We start from the raw sequence: 15,379 nt of genomic DNA, 5'->3' as shown, positions 1-15,379 counted from the left end.
TTACACTAAACTATCCATGATAATTAGTCGTCTTAAAACGTTTTTCATTTCTGAAAGTTCTGGCGGTTTTACGATAAAATCCACGGTTCCAAGAGATTTGAATGCAGAAATCGTCACTTCGCTCATACTATTGGAATAAATTACGCTTCGCATACTGTCAAATTGCGATTGTTTTCGAATAATTTCCAACAATTCAAGACCGCTTGTTAATGGCATGTGCATATCTAAAAAAGCGATATTTGGTAGCGAGACCGAACTATTATTTATGTGATCAAGAAAATCATTTGCGCTTGAAAAATATTCGAAAGAATAATCGATTTCAAGCTCATCTAAAGCGATTTGGAAGATGTATTTCTCGTCTTGATCGTCGTCAATAAGTGCTATATTTATTTTTGGAGGAGCCATAATTTGGTAAACTTGTTACGTAAATATATGCGTATGAACGTGATATTAACTTAAAACATTTGTTAAAGTGTATGTTATTTATGGAAATTTTAAGAATCGCAAAACGTCCGTGTGGGAATTTTATAAAGTCGATGTGGGAATTTTATAACATTTAACAAATGTTCATTTAGTATATTTGCTTCAAATTCCCCCGTTACTTAAATATTTTTACATGAATTTTAGCACAAATAAAATTAATATATTATTGGCAGACGACGATAATGAAGATCGTGAACTCTTTGCAGAAGCGCTTGAAGAATCTGGTTTGGATTACAACTTAAAAACATTTGAAAACGGGAAACAGCTTGTAGATTATTTAAACGATCCTGAAGAAATTCCGAATCTTTTGTTCCTAGATTTAAATATGCCTTTACTTTCGGGACTTGAATCGTTAAAAATTATTCGTGCAAATACCGCTTTAGATAAAATGCCAGTGGCTATTTATTCGACTTCATCTTCTGAAAATGATAAAAATAGTACTTTTGAAAGTGGTGCAAATATTTACATAAGCAAACCTTCTGATTTCAGCCAATTGAAAAAAATGTTGAAGCAGGTTGTTTTGATGCGAGATGACCTTGCAAATGCCGAAATCGATAAAGACAAATTCGTATTTACCTTAGGAATCATAGGAACTTTGATTTATTTAAGTTCAATGGCCGGAAAGTTTTTCCACTAAGATTTACATCAAAATAAAAAAACCGCAAATGATTTATTTGCGGTTTTTTTATGCTTAAAAATTGAATATTATTTGACTTCAGTTCCGTCTTTTATTTCTTCGGAAGCCGTTTTTACCAAAGTTGTATTTGGAGCAATATCTCCAAAAACCTCCACTCTATCTTCAAATTCTCTTCCTTTTTGAACTTTCGTTCTAAGCGTTTTGTGATCTTCCACTTTCAATACATAAATTCCTTCGCTTGAAGAAACCACCGCAGATTTTGGAACTACAAAAGTGCTGTCTTTTGAATTTAACGGAAGTAGAACTTCAGCAACCATTCCTGGTAATAATTTCTTGGTAGAATTAGTCACGTCCATTTCCACTCGTTCAGAACGTAATCTTGCATCTAAAGCTCCCGATTTCCTAGCGATTTTTGCTTTAAAAGTTTCTCCCAATAAAGATTTTACGGTAAAAGCCAATTCATCGCCATTGCTTAAATATCCGGTATAAAGTTCTGGAACAAAAACGGAAAGACGCAATTTATCTTGCTGTTGAATTGTAAACAAAGGCAAGTCAGAACCTTTTCCTGCTGGCCCAACATAAGCGCCTAAATTTACATTTCTCGCCGCAACAACACCGTCAAAAGGCGCTCGAATTTGCAAATATCCAATCATACTTTGCACTTCTTTGTAAGATGCTTTCGCCGCTTGCAATTGTGCGTAATCGGAGTCTTTTCTTCCTTGGGCTAATTCCAAATCATTTTTTGAGATTGTTCCTTCGACTTTACTGGTTTCTAGTAATCTTTTATACGTGTTATTGCTTGACATATAAACCGCTTCCTGAGAACGCAGTCTTGATTCGGCTGCTGCCAATTGTGAACTGGTTTCTGGCGCTTCTAGAACCAATAACAATTGTCCTTTTTTAACTTCTGAACCAATGTCAACTTTTAATTCTTTAACGAAACTGCTGACTTTGGCATAAATATCAACTTGCTGAAAACCGACTAATTCCGCTGGCATTCTTAACTCTGTTGACAATTTTTCTTTTTTTGCCGTAAAAGTTTCAAGCGCCGGAGTTTCCTCAACTGGCTTTACTTCTTCTTTCTTTTCTGAACAGCTTGCCAAAAACAAAACTGCCATTACTGCTGTTATTTTGATACTATTATTTTTCATTTTTGTGGTGTAATGATGAGATATAATGTTTGCTTTCTTCGTCTTCTGGATCTAATGAAACTGATTGTGTGGTGGCTTTTCCCATTGCCCAAGCAAAAATCATCGGCAAGATAATTAAGACGGTAAATGTAGAAAATAATAAGCCACCGATAACCGCTCTTCCCAATGGAGAAACTTGGTCGCCACCTTCGCCGTGGCCAATTGCCATTGGCAACATTCCCGCAATCATCGCGATACTCGTCATGATAATTGGTCGCAATCTTAACGAAGCCGCTTCTCTGGCAGATTCAATCGCGTTTCCGTTAACGCGTCGTAATTGTTCGGCATTCGTGACCAGAAGAACAGCATTGGCAATCGAAACTCCAACTGACATGATAATTCCCATATACGATTGTAAATTTAACGTAGAACCGGTAATTAACAACATCAAAAGTGAACCTAAAACTACTGCAGGAACCGTTGTCAATATCACCAATGAAATTTTAAACGATTGAAAATTAGCCGAAAGCATCAAGAAGATAACGACAACTGCGATCAATAATCCCGACTGCAAACTTCCCATGGTTTCAACCAAAACTTTTGTCAAACCGATTGGTTCCACGAACATTCCTCTTGGCAGTTCTCCTAATTCTTCGATCGCTTTTTGTACAGCTTTTGACGCCGTTCCCAAGTCGGTGTGGTCAGTATTTGCAGTTACCGAAATGTATGGCATCGCACCTAAATTATCGTTTTCTCCGTAAGTAAATGACGGCGTAATCGTCGCCACATCACTCAAAACCGGTCTTGACGTATTTTTCAACAGCGGAATTTCGCCCATATCATTTTGCGTCATCATTTTATCCAACGGAACTTGCACTTGAACGTTGTAAGAAAGTCCGGCTTTTTCATCGATCCAAGTATTTTTCTCCGTATATCTTGATGACGAAGTTGATGCGATTAAAGAACGAGAAATATCATTCATGTCAACGCCCAACTGTGCCGCGCGCGTCCTGTCAATATTAATATCTAACGAAGGATATTTTAAAGGCTGTGCAATCTGAACATCTCTAAAATAATCGATTTTGTTTAATTTTTCGATTAACTTATTGGCATATTGCTCGTTGGCTTTTTTATTTTTTCCAGCAAATCTGATTTCGATTGGCGTTGGCGAACCTTGACTTAACACTTTGTCAGTCAGCTCAATTGGCTCGAACGAAATCTTTACATCGGGTAAGACTTTCTTCAATTGTTTTCTGAAATCGTCTTTAAAAACTTCCATATCTGCGTGGTAATCTTTTAAAGCAATTTGAAAAACAGCTTCGTGCGGTCCAGCCGTAAAAAGATAAATCGGAGAAACTGAAAACAATGCCGGATGCTGTCCCACATAAACCGAAGAAATCGAAATATGTTCTTTTCCAACCATTTTTTCCAATTCTTTCAAAGCGATAATTGCCTTGTCTTCCGTTCTTTCAATTCGGGTTCCGTCTGGCGCCCGAAGTCGCATTTGGAATTGGCTTGAATTCACTTTCGGAAAAACATCCTGGCCAATTACGTTTAAAAATAATACCGCCAAACCTGTAATTCCGATCAAATAAAACAACGTAACCGGTTTTCTGAAAGCGAAAAGTCGGTCGATAAATTTCATGAAACGCATTCTGAATTTCTCAAATTTCCCGATTTTTCCGTTATTATCTAAATCTTCTCGGTTTAAAACTTTTCGTTGAGAATAAGTATCTTTTTCAGAATCTGCGTTCAATCCCGAAGCATTAAATTCTGCCTCATCATCTGTAATTGTTTCTTCGTGATGCACTTTTACGTGGTCTTTCATCAGCCAATTCGCCATAATCGGAACGAATGTCTGAGACAATAAAAACGAAATAATCATCGAAAATCCGATTGCCAAAGCCAATGGCAAAAACAGTGCTCCAGGAATTCCAGTCATTGTGAAAGCGGGTGCAAAAACGGCCAGAATACAAAGCAGAATCAATAATTTTGGCAAGGCAATTTCCTTACAAGCATCCCAAATAGCGAGTGCTTTTGGTTTTCCCATATCGAGATGCTGGTGGATATTTTCGATAGTCACGGTACTTTCATCGACCAAAATTCCGATGGCCAAAGCCAAACCGCTCAATGACATTAAATTAATGGTTTGTCCAAATAATTTTAAGAACAAAACCCCTGAAATAATCGAAATTGGGATGGTCAAGATTACGATAAACGCTGCTCTTTTATCTCCTAAGAATAATAAAACCATTAAACCCGTTAAAATCGCTCCGATGACACCTTCGGTAACCAAACTTTTTACCGAATTAATTACATAAACCGATTGGTCAAATTCATAGGAAAGCTTCACATCTTCTGGCAAAGTGCTTTGAATCTTAGGCAATTCCGACTTTAATTTCTGAACTACATCCCACGTCGAAGCATCTCCGGCTTTGGCAATACTCACATAGACAGAGCGTTTTCCGTTGACCAAAGCATAGCCCGCCGTGATATCTGCGCCATCTTTTACTTTGGCAACATCGCCCAAATATAAATTTTGAACGCCACCTTTAAACAAAGGAATTTTCTCAAAATCTTTGACTTCTTTAATCGTATTGTTTGTTGGCGTGATGTAATTTTTATCGCCAATTCTCACATTTCCGGAAGGAGCTGTTTGATTGTTGATTTTGATAGCTTCCACGATTTGGTCTGGTGTCAAATTGTGTGCTCGAAGCGCATCTGGATCAACGTTAACCTCAATAGTTCTTGGGCTTCCGCCAAAAGGTGGTGGCGATAACAACCCCGGAATTGATGTAAAAGAAGCTCTAACATAAACGTTTGCCAAATCTTGCAATTCATTGTTAGTCTTGGTTTTACTACTCAAAACCAATTGACCAACTGGCAAAGACGAAGCATCAAAACGAATGATAAACGGAGGTTGCGATCCGGGTGGAAAACCAGCCTGAATCCTGTTGGAAAGCGCACTTAATTCAGCGGCTGCCTGCGCCATATTAGTGTCTTCATAATAAGTCACTTTCATCAGCGTCAAGCCTTGAATATTCTTAGTTTCAATGGATTTTACGCCATTGGCAAAAAGTAAAATATTGACATAATTCTTTGCGAAATACGACTCCATCTGGTTTGGCGTGTAACCTCCAAAAGGATGCGCGAGATAAATTACCGGAAGATTCATCTTTGGCAAAATATCTACTTTGATTGTCTGAACAGAACCAATTCCGAAGAAAAAAAGTCCGGCGACAAGTACCAAAATCGATATGGGTTTGCGAAGTGCGAAACGTATTAAATTCATTGGGGGCGAAAATTAAAATTCATTAATAAATAAGTCGAAATCTCCAGTCGCAGCTGCTTTCATCAACAGCGATTGCCAAACATTGGTGTAAATAATATCGCGGTCGATTTCGGCACGATTTAGCGTGTAAAAAGCTTGCGTCACGTCAATCAAATTGGTCAATCCATTTTTATACAAAGTTGTTTTTTGAAGATACGCTTGTTTTGCGGCAGCGACTTGTTTTGGCGCTTCTGCGTAGTTTTCCATTGCAAATTTAATCTTGGCATCAGCCGCGTCAGATTGCGTTTTCAATTGCTGGTCGATGACGTTATATTCTTCTTCCAAACCTTCTGAAATCAGCTTTTGCGCACTGACTTTTTTGCTGACTCTGGCGATCGAAGTCAAATTCCAAGTCACTCCCACTCCGAATAAATAATTCTGGCGATCAGGATTGATTCCGTCTAAATAATTTTGGGAAAAAGAAGTCTGGTCTGAAGCATAATCTGAGTTAAATCCGGAAGCACGAGTTTGGTAAATTCCGAATAAACTGAAACTTGGATATTGCTCTTTTCGGAACGCTTTCACTTGCTGTTTGCTGAAATCGATTCGGCTTTTATAAAACTGAAGTACCGGATTTAAGCTGTCTGCTTGTTGCTCTAAATTGAAAATTGCTCTTGGAACCTGCTTAACAAAAGAACTGTCCAACGCAAAATCCTTGATTTCAGCTCCCATCAAGGCGACTAATTTATTGTTTTGTTCCTTGACTTGATCTTTAATTTGGTTCAAAGAAATTTTGGCGCGAGAAACTTCGGCGGAAGCCAATGTTGAATCAACGCCAGCAAGCAATCCGTTTTTAACTCTCACGGCGGCCAATCTTTGAAAAACTTCAGCTCGACTTAAATTTTTTTCTTGGGAAATTACCAATCGCTGGCTCGCCAAAAGATTCAAATAAGCAGCTGAAATTTTAATTTTCTGCTGAAATTTTTCTTGTTCCAAATCTTTTTCAAAACGTGCGGCATCGGCTTTTGAAACATTGATTCTTTCTTTAATTCTTCCGAAAGTAAAAAATTCCCAGTTGACATTTACCAAATACAAAGCTCCGAAAGCGGCGTTCCAATTTTGTTCTGGAAGCGGCAATCCTGAAGAAGCGACACCAAGACCTCCAAAACCATAAAGCGGCCCATTTTGCCCATTTACTGTTCCAAAATCTTGCTGTGCCGAAAGGTTCAAATTAGGCAAATAATCGCGTCGCACTTGTTTTAAAGTTTCATTGGAAGCTTCGGCATATTTGCTTTTTGCCTTGATGGTTCCATAATTTGAAACTCCGGTTTCCACAGCTTCTTTCAACGAAAGAGTTTGTGAAAAACCGCTAAAACAGAACAATATAAAAAACAAAAGGGGGATTTTTTTTAATATCATTGATGTTGAATTTTAAAGTGCAAATTTAGCCCACAAAAAAGTCATAACGCCGTTATTAATGATGAAATAGTGTTATAAAATGACGAATTGAATTGGTCATTATTTCAGCTGAATTAAGGATATTAAGTGCTTACTTTGTAAACTTTTAATTGTCAAAAATGAAATTTAAATATGTTTTAGAAAACAAATGGTGGCAGGAAATTTTCATCCTCGTTTTCTCCTTTATATTATTCACGCTGAACGACTGGATTTTAATCTTAAGTTGGAGAGGTTTTTTGACCGGTTTGGTTTACTTTTTCATTTTATATGCACACGCGCAAATCAACCGATTTTTTCTGCTTCCAGTTTTGCTAAAGGAACATAAACCATTGTTTTACTTACTCTTAACAACACTTTTGATTTTAGTTTTTTCGATAATTTTATATGAAACCTCCACTGAAATCTTGTATAAAAATTGCTTTCTTTATAAATCATCCAACCAAAAAACATATCATTTTCAATTGGCGACTTTAGCCGGAACTTTGGTCTGCATTTTAGGATCTTTCTTGATTTTAGAACATTATCGGGAGCAAAAAAAGAAGACAAATAAGACGCTTTTATACAACGAAGCACAACTAAATGCCTTGAAAGGACAGCTGAATCCGCACTTTTTGTTTAATACTTTCAACACACTTTACGGAATCAGTTTGCAATATCCTGAGCGAACTTCAGATATGATTATGCAGGTTTCGCAGTTGATGCGCTATCAGGTTGAAAATAGTTCGAAGGAATTTGTGTCAATTGAAGATGAAATCGCCTTTATTTCAAGTTACATTCAGTTGGAAAAAGAGCGCGTGGGTTACCGTTGCGAAATCAATTATACCGAAAATTTTGACGAAGAAAAGCAGTATAAAATTGCTCCGATGTTATTAATTTCTTTTATAGAAAATGCCTTTAAACATGGCGCTTGCACGATAGAAAACTGTTTTGTGGATATCGATATTTCGGTTAAGGAAAATAAATTATTTTTGACGGTTTCTAATTCAATTCCAACCAAGAAAAAGGCTGTTGTTTCCACAAAAATTGGTTTGAAAAACACCAAAAAACGTCTTGAAATCATTTATCCCGAAAAGCATAAATTGGAAATCAAACCGACAGAAACTATTTTTAATGTAAATTTAGAAATTGATTTGAGCTAAATGGAAACTCCGAAGAAGTGCATAATTGTTGACGATGAGCCTGCTGCGCATTATGTTTTGGTAAATTATATCAAACAAAATGCGAATTTAGAATTGGTAAAGCAATGCTATAACGGAATCGAAGCGATGAATTATCTTAGGGAAAACAAGGTCGATTTGATGTTTCTGGATATTGATATGCCTGAAATTACCGGACTTGAATTACTAAAAATTATTCCGTCGCCTCCAAAGACGATTTTAACTACCGCTTATTCAGAATTTGCTTTGGAAAGTTATGATTATGGCGTGATCGATTATCTGTTGAAACCCATTTATTTTCCGAGATTTTTGAAAGCAATCGAACGCTTTTTTGCTTTATTTCCTTCGGAAAATAGTTTAAATTCTGAAGAAATAAACTCGATAAATGTCAAGGTTGACGGACATCTACTGGAAATTGAATTGAATAAATTGCTGTACGCCCAAAGCTTCGGGAATTATGTGAAATTATTTACCACTACCAAAACATATTTGGCTTCCATAACTACAAATGAAATTGAAAAATGTTTGCCAAATGCTTCCTTTTTGAGAATTCATAAATCCTATATTGTGGCTTTGGATAAAATTCAAGCTTCTGAAAAAGATTTTGTTTCGATCAATGATTTCAAGCTTCCGATTGGAATTACTTATAAAAGAGAGCTTTTTGAACGATTGAAAAAATAAAGGTAATTTCTGAATTTCAAACGTTTTCTTTCTTCCAAATTACTTTTCAACAAAAACCGCAACTATAACGTTGTAACGCTCCCAATTATTCCAAATCTGAAAATAAAGTCGGGCAAATACTGTTGATTTTGCTATTTTTACGAAACATAAATGATAATTTTATAATTATGAACAAACTTTTTTCCGCATTCTTTCTTCTTGCGACTTGCTTCATTGCGCAAGCTCAAGAAATTTCTTCTCCAGACAAAAATTTGAAGCTAAAATTCAGCTTGACTGGAAATGGGATTCCAACTTATGAATTAAATTATAAAAACAAAGCGGTTATCAAAACCAGCAAATTGGGAATTGAAACCAAAGATGTTCCTTCATTTTTAGACGGTTTCACGGTTACCAAAGTTGAAAATGCAACGTTTGATGAAACTTGGACTCCAGTTTGGGGCGAGCAAAAAAATATCAGAAATAATTATAACGAATTGCTTGTAACACTATCGCAAAAATCTGTAAATGACCGTTATATCAAAATTCGTTTCCGCCTTTTCAATGATGGATTGGGTTTTAGATACGAATTTCCAGAGCAAAAAGACTTGGGTTATTTCATCATAAAAGAAGAAAGAACGCAATTTGCTTTGGCCGGAGATCACAAAGCTTTTTGGCTTCCGGGCGATTTTGATACGCAAGAATACAGCACGGTGACTTCAAATTTATCTGAAGTTAGAGGAAAAATGAAAGGCGCGGTTACTCAAAATGCGTCGCAACATACATTTTCAGAAACGGGAGTTCAAACGCCTTTGATGATGAAAAGCAATGACGGTTTGTACATAAACATTCACGAAGCCGCTTTGGTTGATTATTCTGCAATGTCACTTGATTTAGACGATAAAAATTTTGTATTGAATTCTTTCTTAACGCCTGATGCCATTGGTGATAAAGGTTATATGCAAGCACCAACACAATCGCCGTGGAGAACAATTGTGGTGAGCGATAAGGCGACTGATATTTTGGCTTCAAAGTTGATTTTAAACTTGAACGAACCTACAAAATACAAAGATGTTTCTTGGATTAAACCTGTGAAATATGTGGGTGTTTGGTGGGAAATGATTACCGGAAAAAGTTCTTGGGCTTACAATGATTTAACGAGCGTAAAACTTGGCGAAACTGATTATTCGAAGACAAAACCAAACGGAAAACACGCAGCGAACACAGCGCACGTAAAAGAATATATCGATTTTGCTTCAAAACACGGATTCGATGCGGTTTTGGTCGAAGGCTGGAATGAAGGTTGGGAAGATTGGTTTGGGAAATCAAAAGATTATGTTTTTGATTTTGTGACGCCTTATCCAGATTTTGACGTGAAGGAATTGCACCGATATGCGGCTTCAAAAAATGTAAAAATGATGATGCACCACGAAACCTCTGGGTCAATCAGAAACTATGAAAGACACATGGACAAAGCCTACCAATTTATGGTGGATAATGGCTATAATTCTGTAAAAAGTGGTTATGTTGGCGATATCATTCCGCGTGGCGAATATCATTATGGACAATGGGCAAACAACCATTATTTGTATGCGATTACAAAAGCGGCAGAATATAAAATTATGGTAAATGCGCACGAAGCGGTTCGTCCAACGGGATTGAGCAGAACATATCCAAATTTAATTGGAAACGAAGCGGCGCGTGGAACAGAATATGAATCTTTTGGAGGAAATAACGCAGATCACTTGACAATTCTTCCGTTTACAAGATTGATGGGTGGCCCGATGGATTATACGCCGGGGATTTTTCAAACCAGAATTAATGCTTACAATCCAGAAAATAATTCTTTTGTACACACGACTTTGGCGAAACAATTGGCATTGTATGTAACGATGTATTCTCCGTTGCAAATGGCGGCCGATTTGCCAGAAACTTACAATAAACATTTAGACGCATTTCAATTTATTAAAGACGTGGCGATTGATTGGGACGAAACTTATATTTTGGAAGCTGAACCAGGCGATTACATCACGATTGCCAGAAAAGCTAAAGGTAAAAATGAATGGTTTGTGGGCGGAATTACGGATGAAAATAAAAGAGTTGGAAACGTAAATTTTGATTTTCTTCCAAAAGGAAAAACGTATGAAGCAATAATTTATGCTGACGGAAAAGATGCCGATTATATCAACAATCCGCAATCTTATGAAATTAAAAAGATAAAAGTTACTTCAAAAACAAAATTAAAACAACCGATGGCAACAAGCGGTGGTTTCGCAATTAGCGTGAAATAAGTTTTAAAAAGTTAAGCCAAAATAATTCAGCTGCTGAAAAAGCCCAATCGATATGATTGGGCTTTTTTTATGACGAAAATTCTCTAATTGCGAATATTTGCAATGTTAAAATGAATATTTATAAACAAAATGCGATTATTTTCATTAATTTTATTGTACAATTGCATCCCCATCTGCAAAAAACCTATTTTATATGAAAAAGTTTTACCTCATCGCAATATTGCTTTTAGGAAGCATGAGCTATTCGCAAGTGGGAATCGGAACTGTGACACCAAGCGCGTCGTCAGCTCTTGATATCCAATCTACAACTCAAGGATTATTAACGCCAAGAATGTCTTCTGCGGAAAGAATTGCAATTTCTTCGCCTGCAAACGGACTTCTGGTTTATGATACCACACTTACATCCTTCTTTTATTATGACACGCCAACGACAACTTGGATCAAGGTTGCAGGCGGAAAAGACAACCGACTGAATTACAAATTAATTCGATCTAGCGATGTATTGGCAACTGTTTTAGCTACTGAAAAAACAAATGGCGGAGGAACAAAATATCTCTTGGATCCATTGACTTTATATGAAATTAACGGAACCATCAACGTTGACTTGCCCATTGAAATCAACAATGCTTACCTTATTGGATTAGATTCTGGAGAAGATAAATTAATAAAAGCTTCGGGAGATTTGTTTACGGGAACAACTGGTGGCTCGATCAGGGTTTTGACCTTGCAAGCCACGGCAGGAAATGTTTTTAATATTATAAGTCCGTCGCCAAATCAAAGCATGATTTTGAGAGATTGCATCGTGACTAGTTCTGCAAATGTGGGAAGAATTCAAAATTTCGCGTTGGTATTTGTGAGCATTGTAAATTACGTAGGAAATGCAAATGGCATTGTTTATGAGAATATCGGAAGACTTTTATTAAGTAATGCTGCGTGGTTCAGCAGTAATGGTGGAAAATATGAAACGCTTGCGGGTACATTTAACTTGATTACCAAGCAGGGAGGTTTTTCTGAAGTTGCTGGGACAAATATTGGCTTTGATGTTTCTGCAAATCCAGTTATTACTGGAGATGCTGTAATTGAATCTACCGTTTTTTCTGGAACTTTAACTTCCGGAAAATATGTGAACGGTTACACCACAGGAAGCTACTCAGGATTTAATTTTAATAATAATTGGTCGGTTATTAGTCCCGGAATTCCTACGGAAGGCGATGCACAATCCACGGGGACGGTTTATTTAAATCAAAGCGGAACAACTCAAGCGAATACTGCTTACCCAAGTGCAACGAATCAAAACAACAAGATTATTATAACCTCTGGACTAAGTTCAAATCTATTTAGAACAAATTCAGGCCAAACCAATCGAATTACATATATCGGTAAAAAAGGAAGAATTTTTCAGATTTCTTCGGGAGTTTCATTTGATGCTGTTATCCCAGCTTTGACCTCAAACACTGAATATTCTTTTTTCTTTATGAAAGTTCCTGCGTCTGGAGCCAACGAAGCGCAAGTTGCTTCTGAAACTCTTATTGACACAAATTCTGGCTTTATTCAATCATTTCAAGTTCAAGGATCTGTTTATTTAAATGCGGGTGATTCAGTTGAGCTTTGGTATAAAAGGTTGAATAGTGGCGGTCAGTCCTTTAAAATTAGATCCTTCAGCATGACAATAAGATAATCCCAAAATCTATTATTATGAAAAAATTATTTATATCAATCATAGCTTTAATTTCTGTAAGTTCTTTTGCACAATTGTATGTGAGTTCAAATAATTATGTATTCGTAAGGGACAATGTTTTGTATGTAAATCAAGGAATTAACTTGCAAACCGACGGAAATATTTATTTGAGAAATGAAGCCCAATTGGTGCAAGGAACATTGGGAACATCTACAAATGTTGGTGCAGGAAAGTTATCCGTTTTTCAGGAAGGAACTTCTGATAATTTTGATTACAATTATTGGTCGTCACCTATCGGAAATGCAAGTGCTTCTGTGGGAAACGAACCTTTTGGAATCACGCTTTTAAACCGTCCAACGACTTTGACAGCGAGTACACAGGCGATTGCCTTGCCTTATGATTATGCTCTGAATGGTGTCGCAAATCCGTTGCAGATTGCTTCTCGATGGGTGTATCGGTTTGTAGCGTCATCTGCGTATGCGCAATGGATTTATGCGGGCGGGACAACTACAATTTTACCCGGCGAAGGCTTTACGATGAAGGGAACCAGTGGAACTGACAATTTGAATATCGAAGGAAACGGAGTCTTAAATAATCCTGGTGGAACTGGTGCGCAGCGTTATGATTTTAGAGGAAAACCAAATGACGGAAACATTCCGGTGACAGTGGCGTTGAACAACAGTACGTTGACCGGAAATCCATATCCTTCGGCATTGCACGTTAACGCCTTTTTGCTTGATCCGTTGAATACATCTATAAATCGAATTGCTTATTATTGGGAACAAGACAAAAGTATAAACTCGCACTATCTTGATCAATACCGAGGCGGTTATGGGACGTATGCACCAACAGCATTGGCTTCGACAGGAATTTATGTTCCCGCATATTTTAATTCTTACAATGCTGACGGATCATTAAATACTACCGGAACGGTTTCTTCTGGTTCAACTGTAAACAGAAAATATGCGCCGATTGGTCAAGGTTTTATGGTTTATGGAACTGCAAATGGAACTGTAACCTTAAGAAATTCGCATCGAGCGTATTACAAAGAAAGTGGCCCTTTTTCAGGTTTTGAACGGAACTCAAATGCTCAAAATTCAATCACGGTGCAAGATTCTGTTATCGAAACATCTCATATTCGAATCAATACTATTTTGAATAATGAATTTACAAAACAAATTGCGCTCGCCTTTTTGCCCGAAGCTACCGACGGAATTGATCCTGGAATTGACGCCATTAGTTTTATTTCAGATGTGCCAAATGATACTTATTTTTTTCTTGACAATACTGAATATACGATTCAAGGAATTCCTTTTGACGTGAGTAAACGCGTCGCTTTAGGTGTAAAATCTAGTGAAGGTTCTACCCTAAAATTTTATATTGCGGAAACAGTAAATTTTGACGAAAGTCAGGATGTTTTCATCTATGATGCGCTTGATGAAAGTTATCACAGCATAAAAAATAACGAGTACGAAGTGACAATGTCAGCAGGAGTTTTCAATAACCGATTTGAAGTTACGTTTACCGATAATTCAGCATTGGGAGTTCCAGAAATCAACACTATCGATTTTATGGTTTCTCAAAATAATGCGTTAGAAACGTTGACAATTCACAATCCGAAATTGAGAGACGTTCAGACCGTTTCTATATTTGATATTGGAGGCAAGCGAATTTTCAAAAAAGAAAATTTACAAGCCAATGAAACCTATCAATTTTCAACAAGTGGTTTCAGTACAGGTGTTTACATTTTAAAAATGACTACAAAAGAAGAAATTACTTTGACTCAAAAAGTAATTATTTCGAAGTAATTGATTTGGAAAATTAATCTAAATTAAAACAGTTTTTTTAAACCTCAAGTTCGTCAAAATCTTTGATTTCAGAAAGTTTGAGAGGTTTTTTGAGCTTGATATTTTCGATAACTTCTTCAAAAACCTCATCGCCTCCTTCTCCCTCTGGATTGGTATTGGTTTTGGTGATTTTCTTTTTGGTCAAGAAATTAATGCTAATTTCACTGTCAACTCTTGGTCCAAAATTATTGCTAGAATCATATCCAATCAAATCAAAATCATTATTTTTTATCCTGAAAGTATAACTCCAAAAGCCGTATCGTCCGTGGGCATAATGAACATATATTTTTCCCTTTTTAATTTCGACAGAAAGTTCTGGCGCATAATAAGCGCCTCCTTCCTCATTTTCAGAAGAGAAACAGTCGTAATTTTTAGAGGCTAAAACATAATTTTGCCCCTTTTTTAAAAGCACAATAATGCCGCGTCGGTTTCGGTCAAGTTCTCCTCTATATTCGTCGACAACAAAATTTTCTTTGTTCGTTCTCTTGATGATTACGACACAATCTTCAATCTGATCATTATTTAAATCGCCGTGAATTTCTTCAAAAATTTTATAACCTTCCGGAATAAAGTCTGCTATTTTTTTTCCAGTTTCTTCTCGAACAGCAATCTCTTCAACAACATTAACTGCTGCGGTTTCAATTCCTGTGTTTTCGTCAATCGCTTCTTTTTTAGCGACATCATGACAGCTTGAAATTGAAATCAACGTGATTGCTAAAAATAAAAAATGATAATTTTTAATTGTATATTTTTTCATATTGAAAACTTTA

The 15,379-nt window shown here is 36.6% G+C and carries 11 protein-coding genes; 6 read left to right on the top strand and 5 right to left on the bottom strand.

All coding sequences use genetic code 11. The features are described 5' to 3' along the window. Complete coding sequence (locus ACFPVY_RS00585; RefSeq protein WP_379789733.1) at nt 1–405, bottom strand: response regulator; 405 nt, start codon at nt 403–405, stop codon at nt 1–3. Nucleotides 406–616: 211 nt separating this feature from the next. Between ACFPVY_RS00585 and ACFPVY_RS00580 the strand changes: the two genes are divergently transcribed. Further along, nucleotides 617–1,120 (top strand): response regulator, encoded by a 504-nt coding sequence (locus tag ACFPVY_RS00580; protein ID WP_379789732.1) that lies wholly within the window; start codon nt 617–619, stop codon nt 1,118–1,120. Between the two features lie 68 nt (nt 1,121–1,188). On the opposite strand, the gene ACFPVY_RS00575 is transcribed toward ACFPVY_RS00580, so the two are convergent. From ACFPVY_RS00575 to ACFPVY_RS00565, 3 genes are read right to left on the bottom strand one after another with little or no spacing between them, the layout of a single operon-like run. Then, the gene (locus ACFPVY_RS00575) at nt 1,189–2,271 is read right to left on the bottom strand and encodes an efflux RND transporter periplasmic adaptor subunit (RefSeq protein ID WP_379789731.1); all 1,083 of its coding nucleotides are present in this window, start codon (nt 2,269–2,271) and stop codon (nt 1,189–1,191) included. Beyond that, nucleotides 2,261–5,542, bottom strand: coding sequence for an efflux RND transporter permease subunit (locus ACFPVY_RS00570; RefSeq protein WP_379789730.1), 3,282 nt, complete (start codon nt 5,540–5,542; stop codon nt 2,261–2,263). The genes ACFPVY_RS00575 and ACFPVY_RS00570 overlap by 11 nt, the downstream gene beginning before the upstream one ends. Before the next feature lie 12 nt (nt 5,543–5,554). Continuing rightward, on the bottom strand, nt 5,555–6,940 hold the full coding sequence (locus ACFPVY_RS00565; protein ID WP_379789729.1) for a TolC family protein: 1,386 nt from the start codon (nt 6,938–6,940) through the stop codon (nt 5,555–5,557). Nucleotides 6,941–7,098: 158 nt separating this feature from the next. Here ACFPVY_RS00565 and ACFPVY_RS00560 point away from each other — a divergent pair, with 158 nt between their 5' ends. The 5 genes from ACFPVY_RS00560 to ACFPVY_RS00540 all read left to right on the top strand — a co-directional run bounded on the left by ACFPVY_RS00560 (nt 7,099) and on the right by ACFPVY_RS00540 (nt 14,570). Continuing rightward, nucleotides 7,099–8,118: a sensor histidine kinase gene (locus ACFPVY_RS00560; RefSeq protein WP_379789728.1), complete on the top strand. Its 1,020-nt coding sequence runs from the start codon at nt 7,099–7,101 to the stop codon at nt 8,116–8,118. Further along, a complete protein-coding gene (locus ACFPVY_RS00555; RefSeq protein WP_379789727.1) occupies nt 8,119–8,817 on the top strand; it encodes a LytR/AlgR family response regulator transcription factor in 699 nt (232 codons plus the stop codon). Nucleotides 8,818–8,984: 167 nt separating this feature from the next. After that, complete coding sequence (locus ACFPVY_RS00550) at nt 8,985–11,084, top strand: glycoside hydrolase family 97 protein (protein ID WP_379789726.1); 2,100 nt, start codon at nt 8,985–8,987, stop codon at nt 11,082–11,084. Between the two features lie 193 nt (nt 11,085–11,277). After that, nucleotides 11,278–12,762, top strand: a complete 1,485-nt coding sequence (locus ACFPVY_RS00545) for a hypothetical protein (RefSeq protein WP_379789724.1) — start codon at nt 11,278–11,280, stop codon at nt 12,760–12,762. A gap of 17 nt (nt 12,763–12,779) precedes the next feature. Continuing rightward, a complete protein-coding gene (locus ACFPVY_RS00540) occupies nt 12,780–14,570 on the top strand; it encodes a T9SS type A sorting domain-containing protein (protein WP_379789723.1) in 1,791 nt (596 codons plus the stop codon). A gap of 37 nt (nt 14,571–14,607) precedes the next feature. Here ACFPVY_RS00540 and ACFPVY_RS00535 read toward each other — a convergent pair whose 3' ends face one another. Further along, complete coding sequence (locus ACFPVY_RS00535) at nt 14,608–15,366, bottom strand: hypothetical protein (RefSeq protein ID WP_379789722.1); 759 nt, start codon at nt 15,364–15,366, stop codon at nt 14,608–14,610. Nucleotides 15,367–15,379 lie beyond the last annotated feature (13 nt).

Origin of the sequence: Flavobacterium qiangtangense (assembly GCF_042658345.1) — a bacterium.
GTDB lineage: Bacteria > Bacteroidota > Bacteroidia > Flavobacteriales > Flavobacteriaceae > Flavobacterium > Flavobacterium qiangtangense.
This window is presented reverse-complemented; position numbering and strand designations above follow the sequence as displayed.

Bases quoted from the DNA above. Each gene is read 5' to 3' on its own strand.
- ACFPVY_RS00535 (WP_379789722.1), bottom strand. From the start codon at position 15,366: ATGAAAAAATATACAATTAAAAATTATCATTTTTTATTTTTAGCAATC.
- ACFPVY_RS00555 (WP_379789727.1), top strand. From the start codon at position 8,119: ATGGAAACTCCGAAGAAGTGCATAATTGTTGACGATGAGCCTGCTGCG.
- ACFPVY_RS00550 (WP_379789726.1), top strand. From the start codon at position 8,985: ATGAACAAACTTTTTTCCGCATTCTTTCTTCTTGCGACTTGCTTCATT.
- ACFPVY_RS00570 (WP_379789730.1), bottom strand. From the start codon at position 5,542: ATGAATTTAATACGTTTCGCACTTCGCAAACCCATATCGATTTTGGTA.
- ACFPVY_RS00540 (WP_379789723.1), top strand. From the start codon at position 12,780: ATGAAAAAATTATTTATATCAATCATAGCTTTAATTTCTGTAAGTTCT.
- ACFPVY_RS00560 (WP_379789728.1), top strand. From the start codon at position 7,099: ATGAAATTTAAATATGTTTTAGAAAACAAATGGTGGCAGGAAATTTTC.
- ACFPVY_RS00585 (WP_379789733.1), bottom strand. From the start codon at position 405: ATGGCTCCTCCAAAAATAAATATAGCACTTATTGACGACGATCAAGAC.
- ACFPVY_RS00545 (WP_379789724.1), top strand. From the start codon at position 11,278: ATGAAAAAGTTTTACCTCATCGCAATATTGCTTTTAGGAAGCATGAGC.
- ACFPVY_RS00565 (WP_379789729.1), bottom strand. From the start codon at position 6,940: ATGATATTAAAAAAAATCCCCCTTTTGTTTTTTATATTGTTCTGTTTT.
- ACFPVY_RS00580 (WP_379789732.1), top strand. From the start codon at position 617: ATGAATTTTAGCACAAATAAAATTAATATATTATTGGCAGACGACGAT.
- ACFPVY_RS00575 (WP_379789731.1), bottom strand. From the start codon at position 2,271: ATGAAAAATAATAGTATCAAAATAACAGCAGTAATGGCAGTTTTGTTT.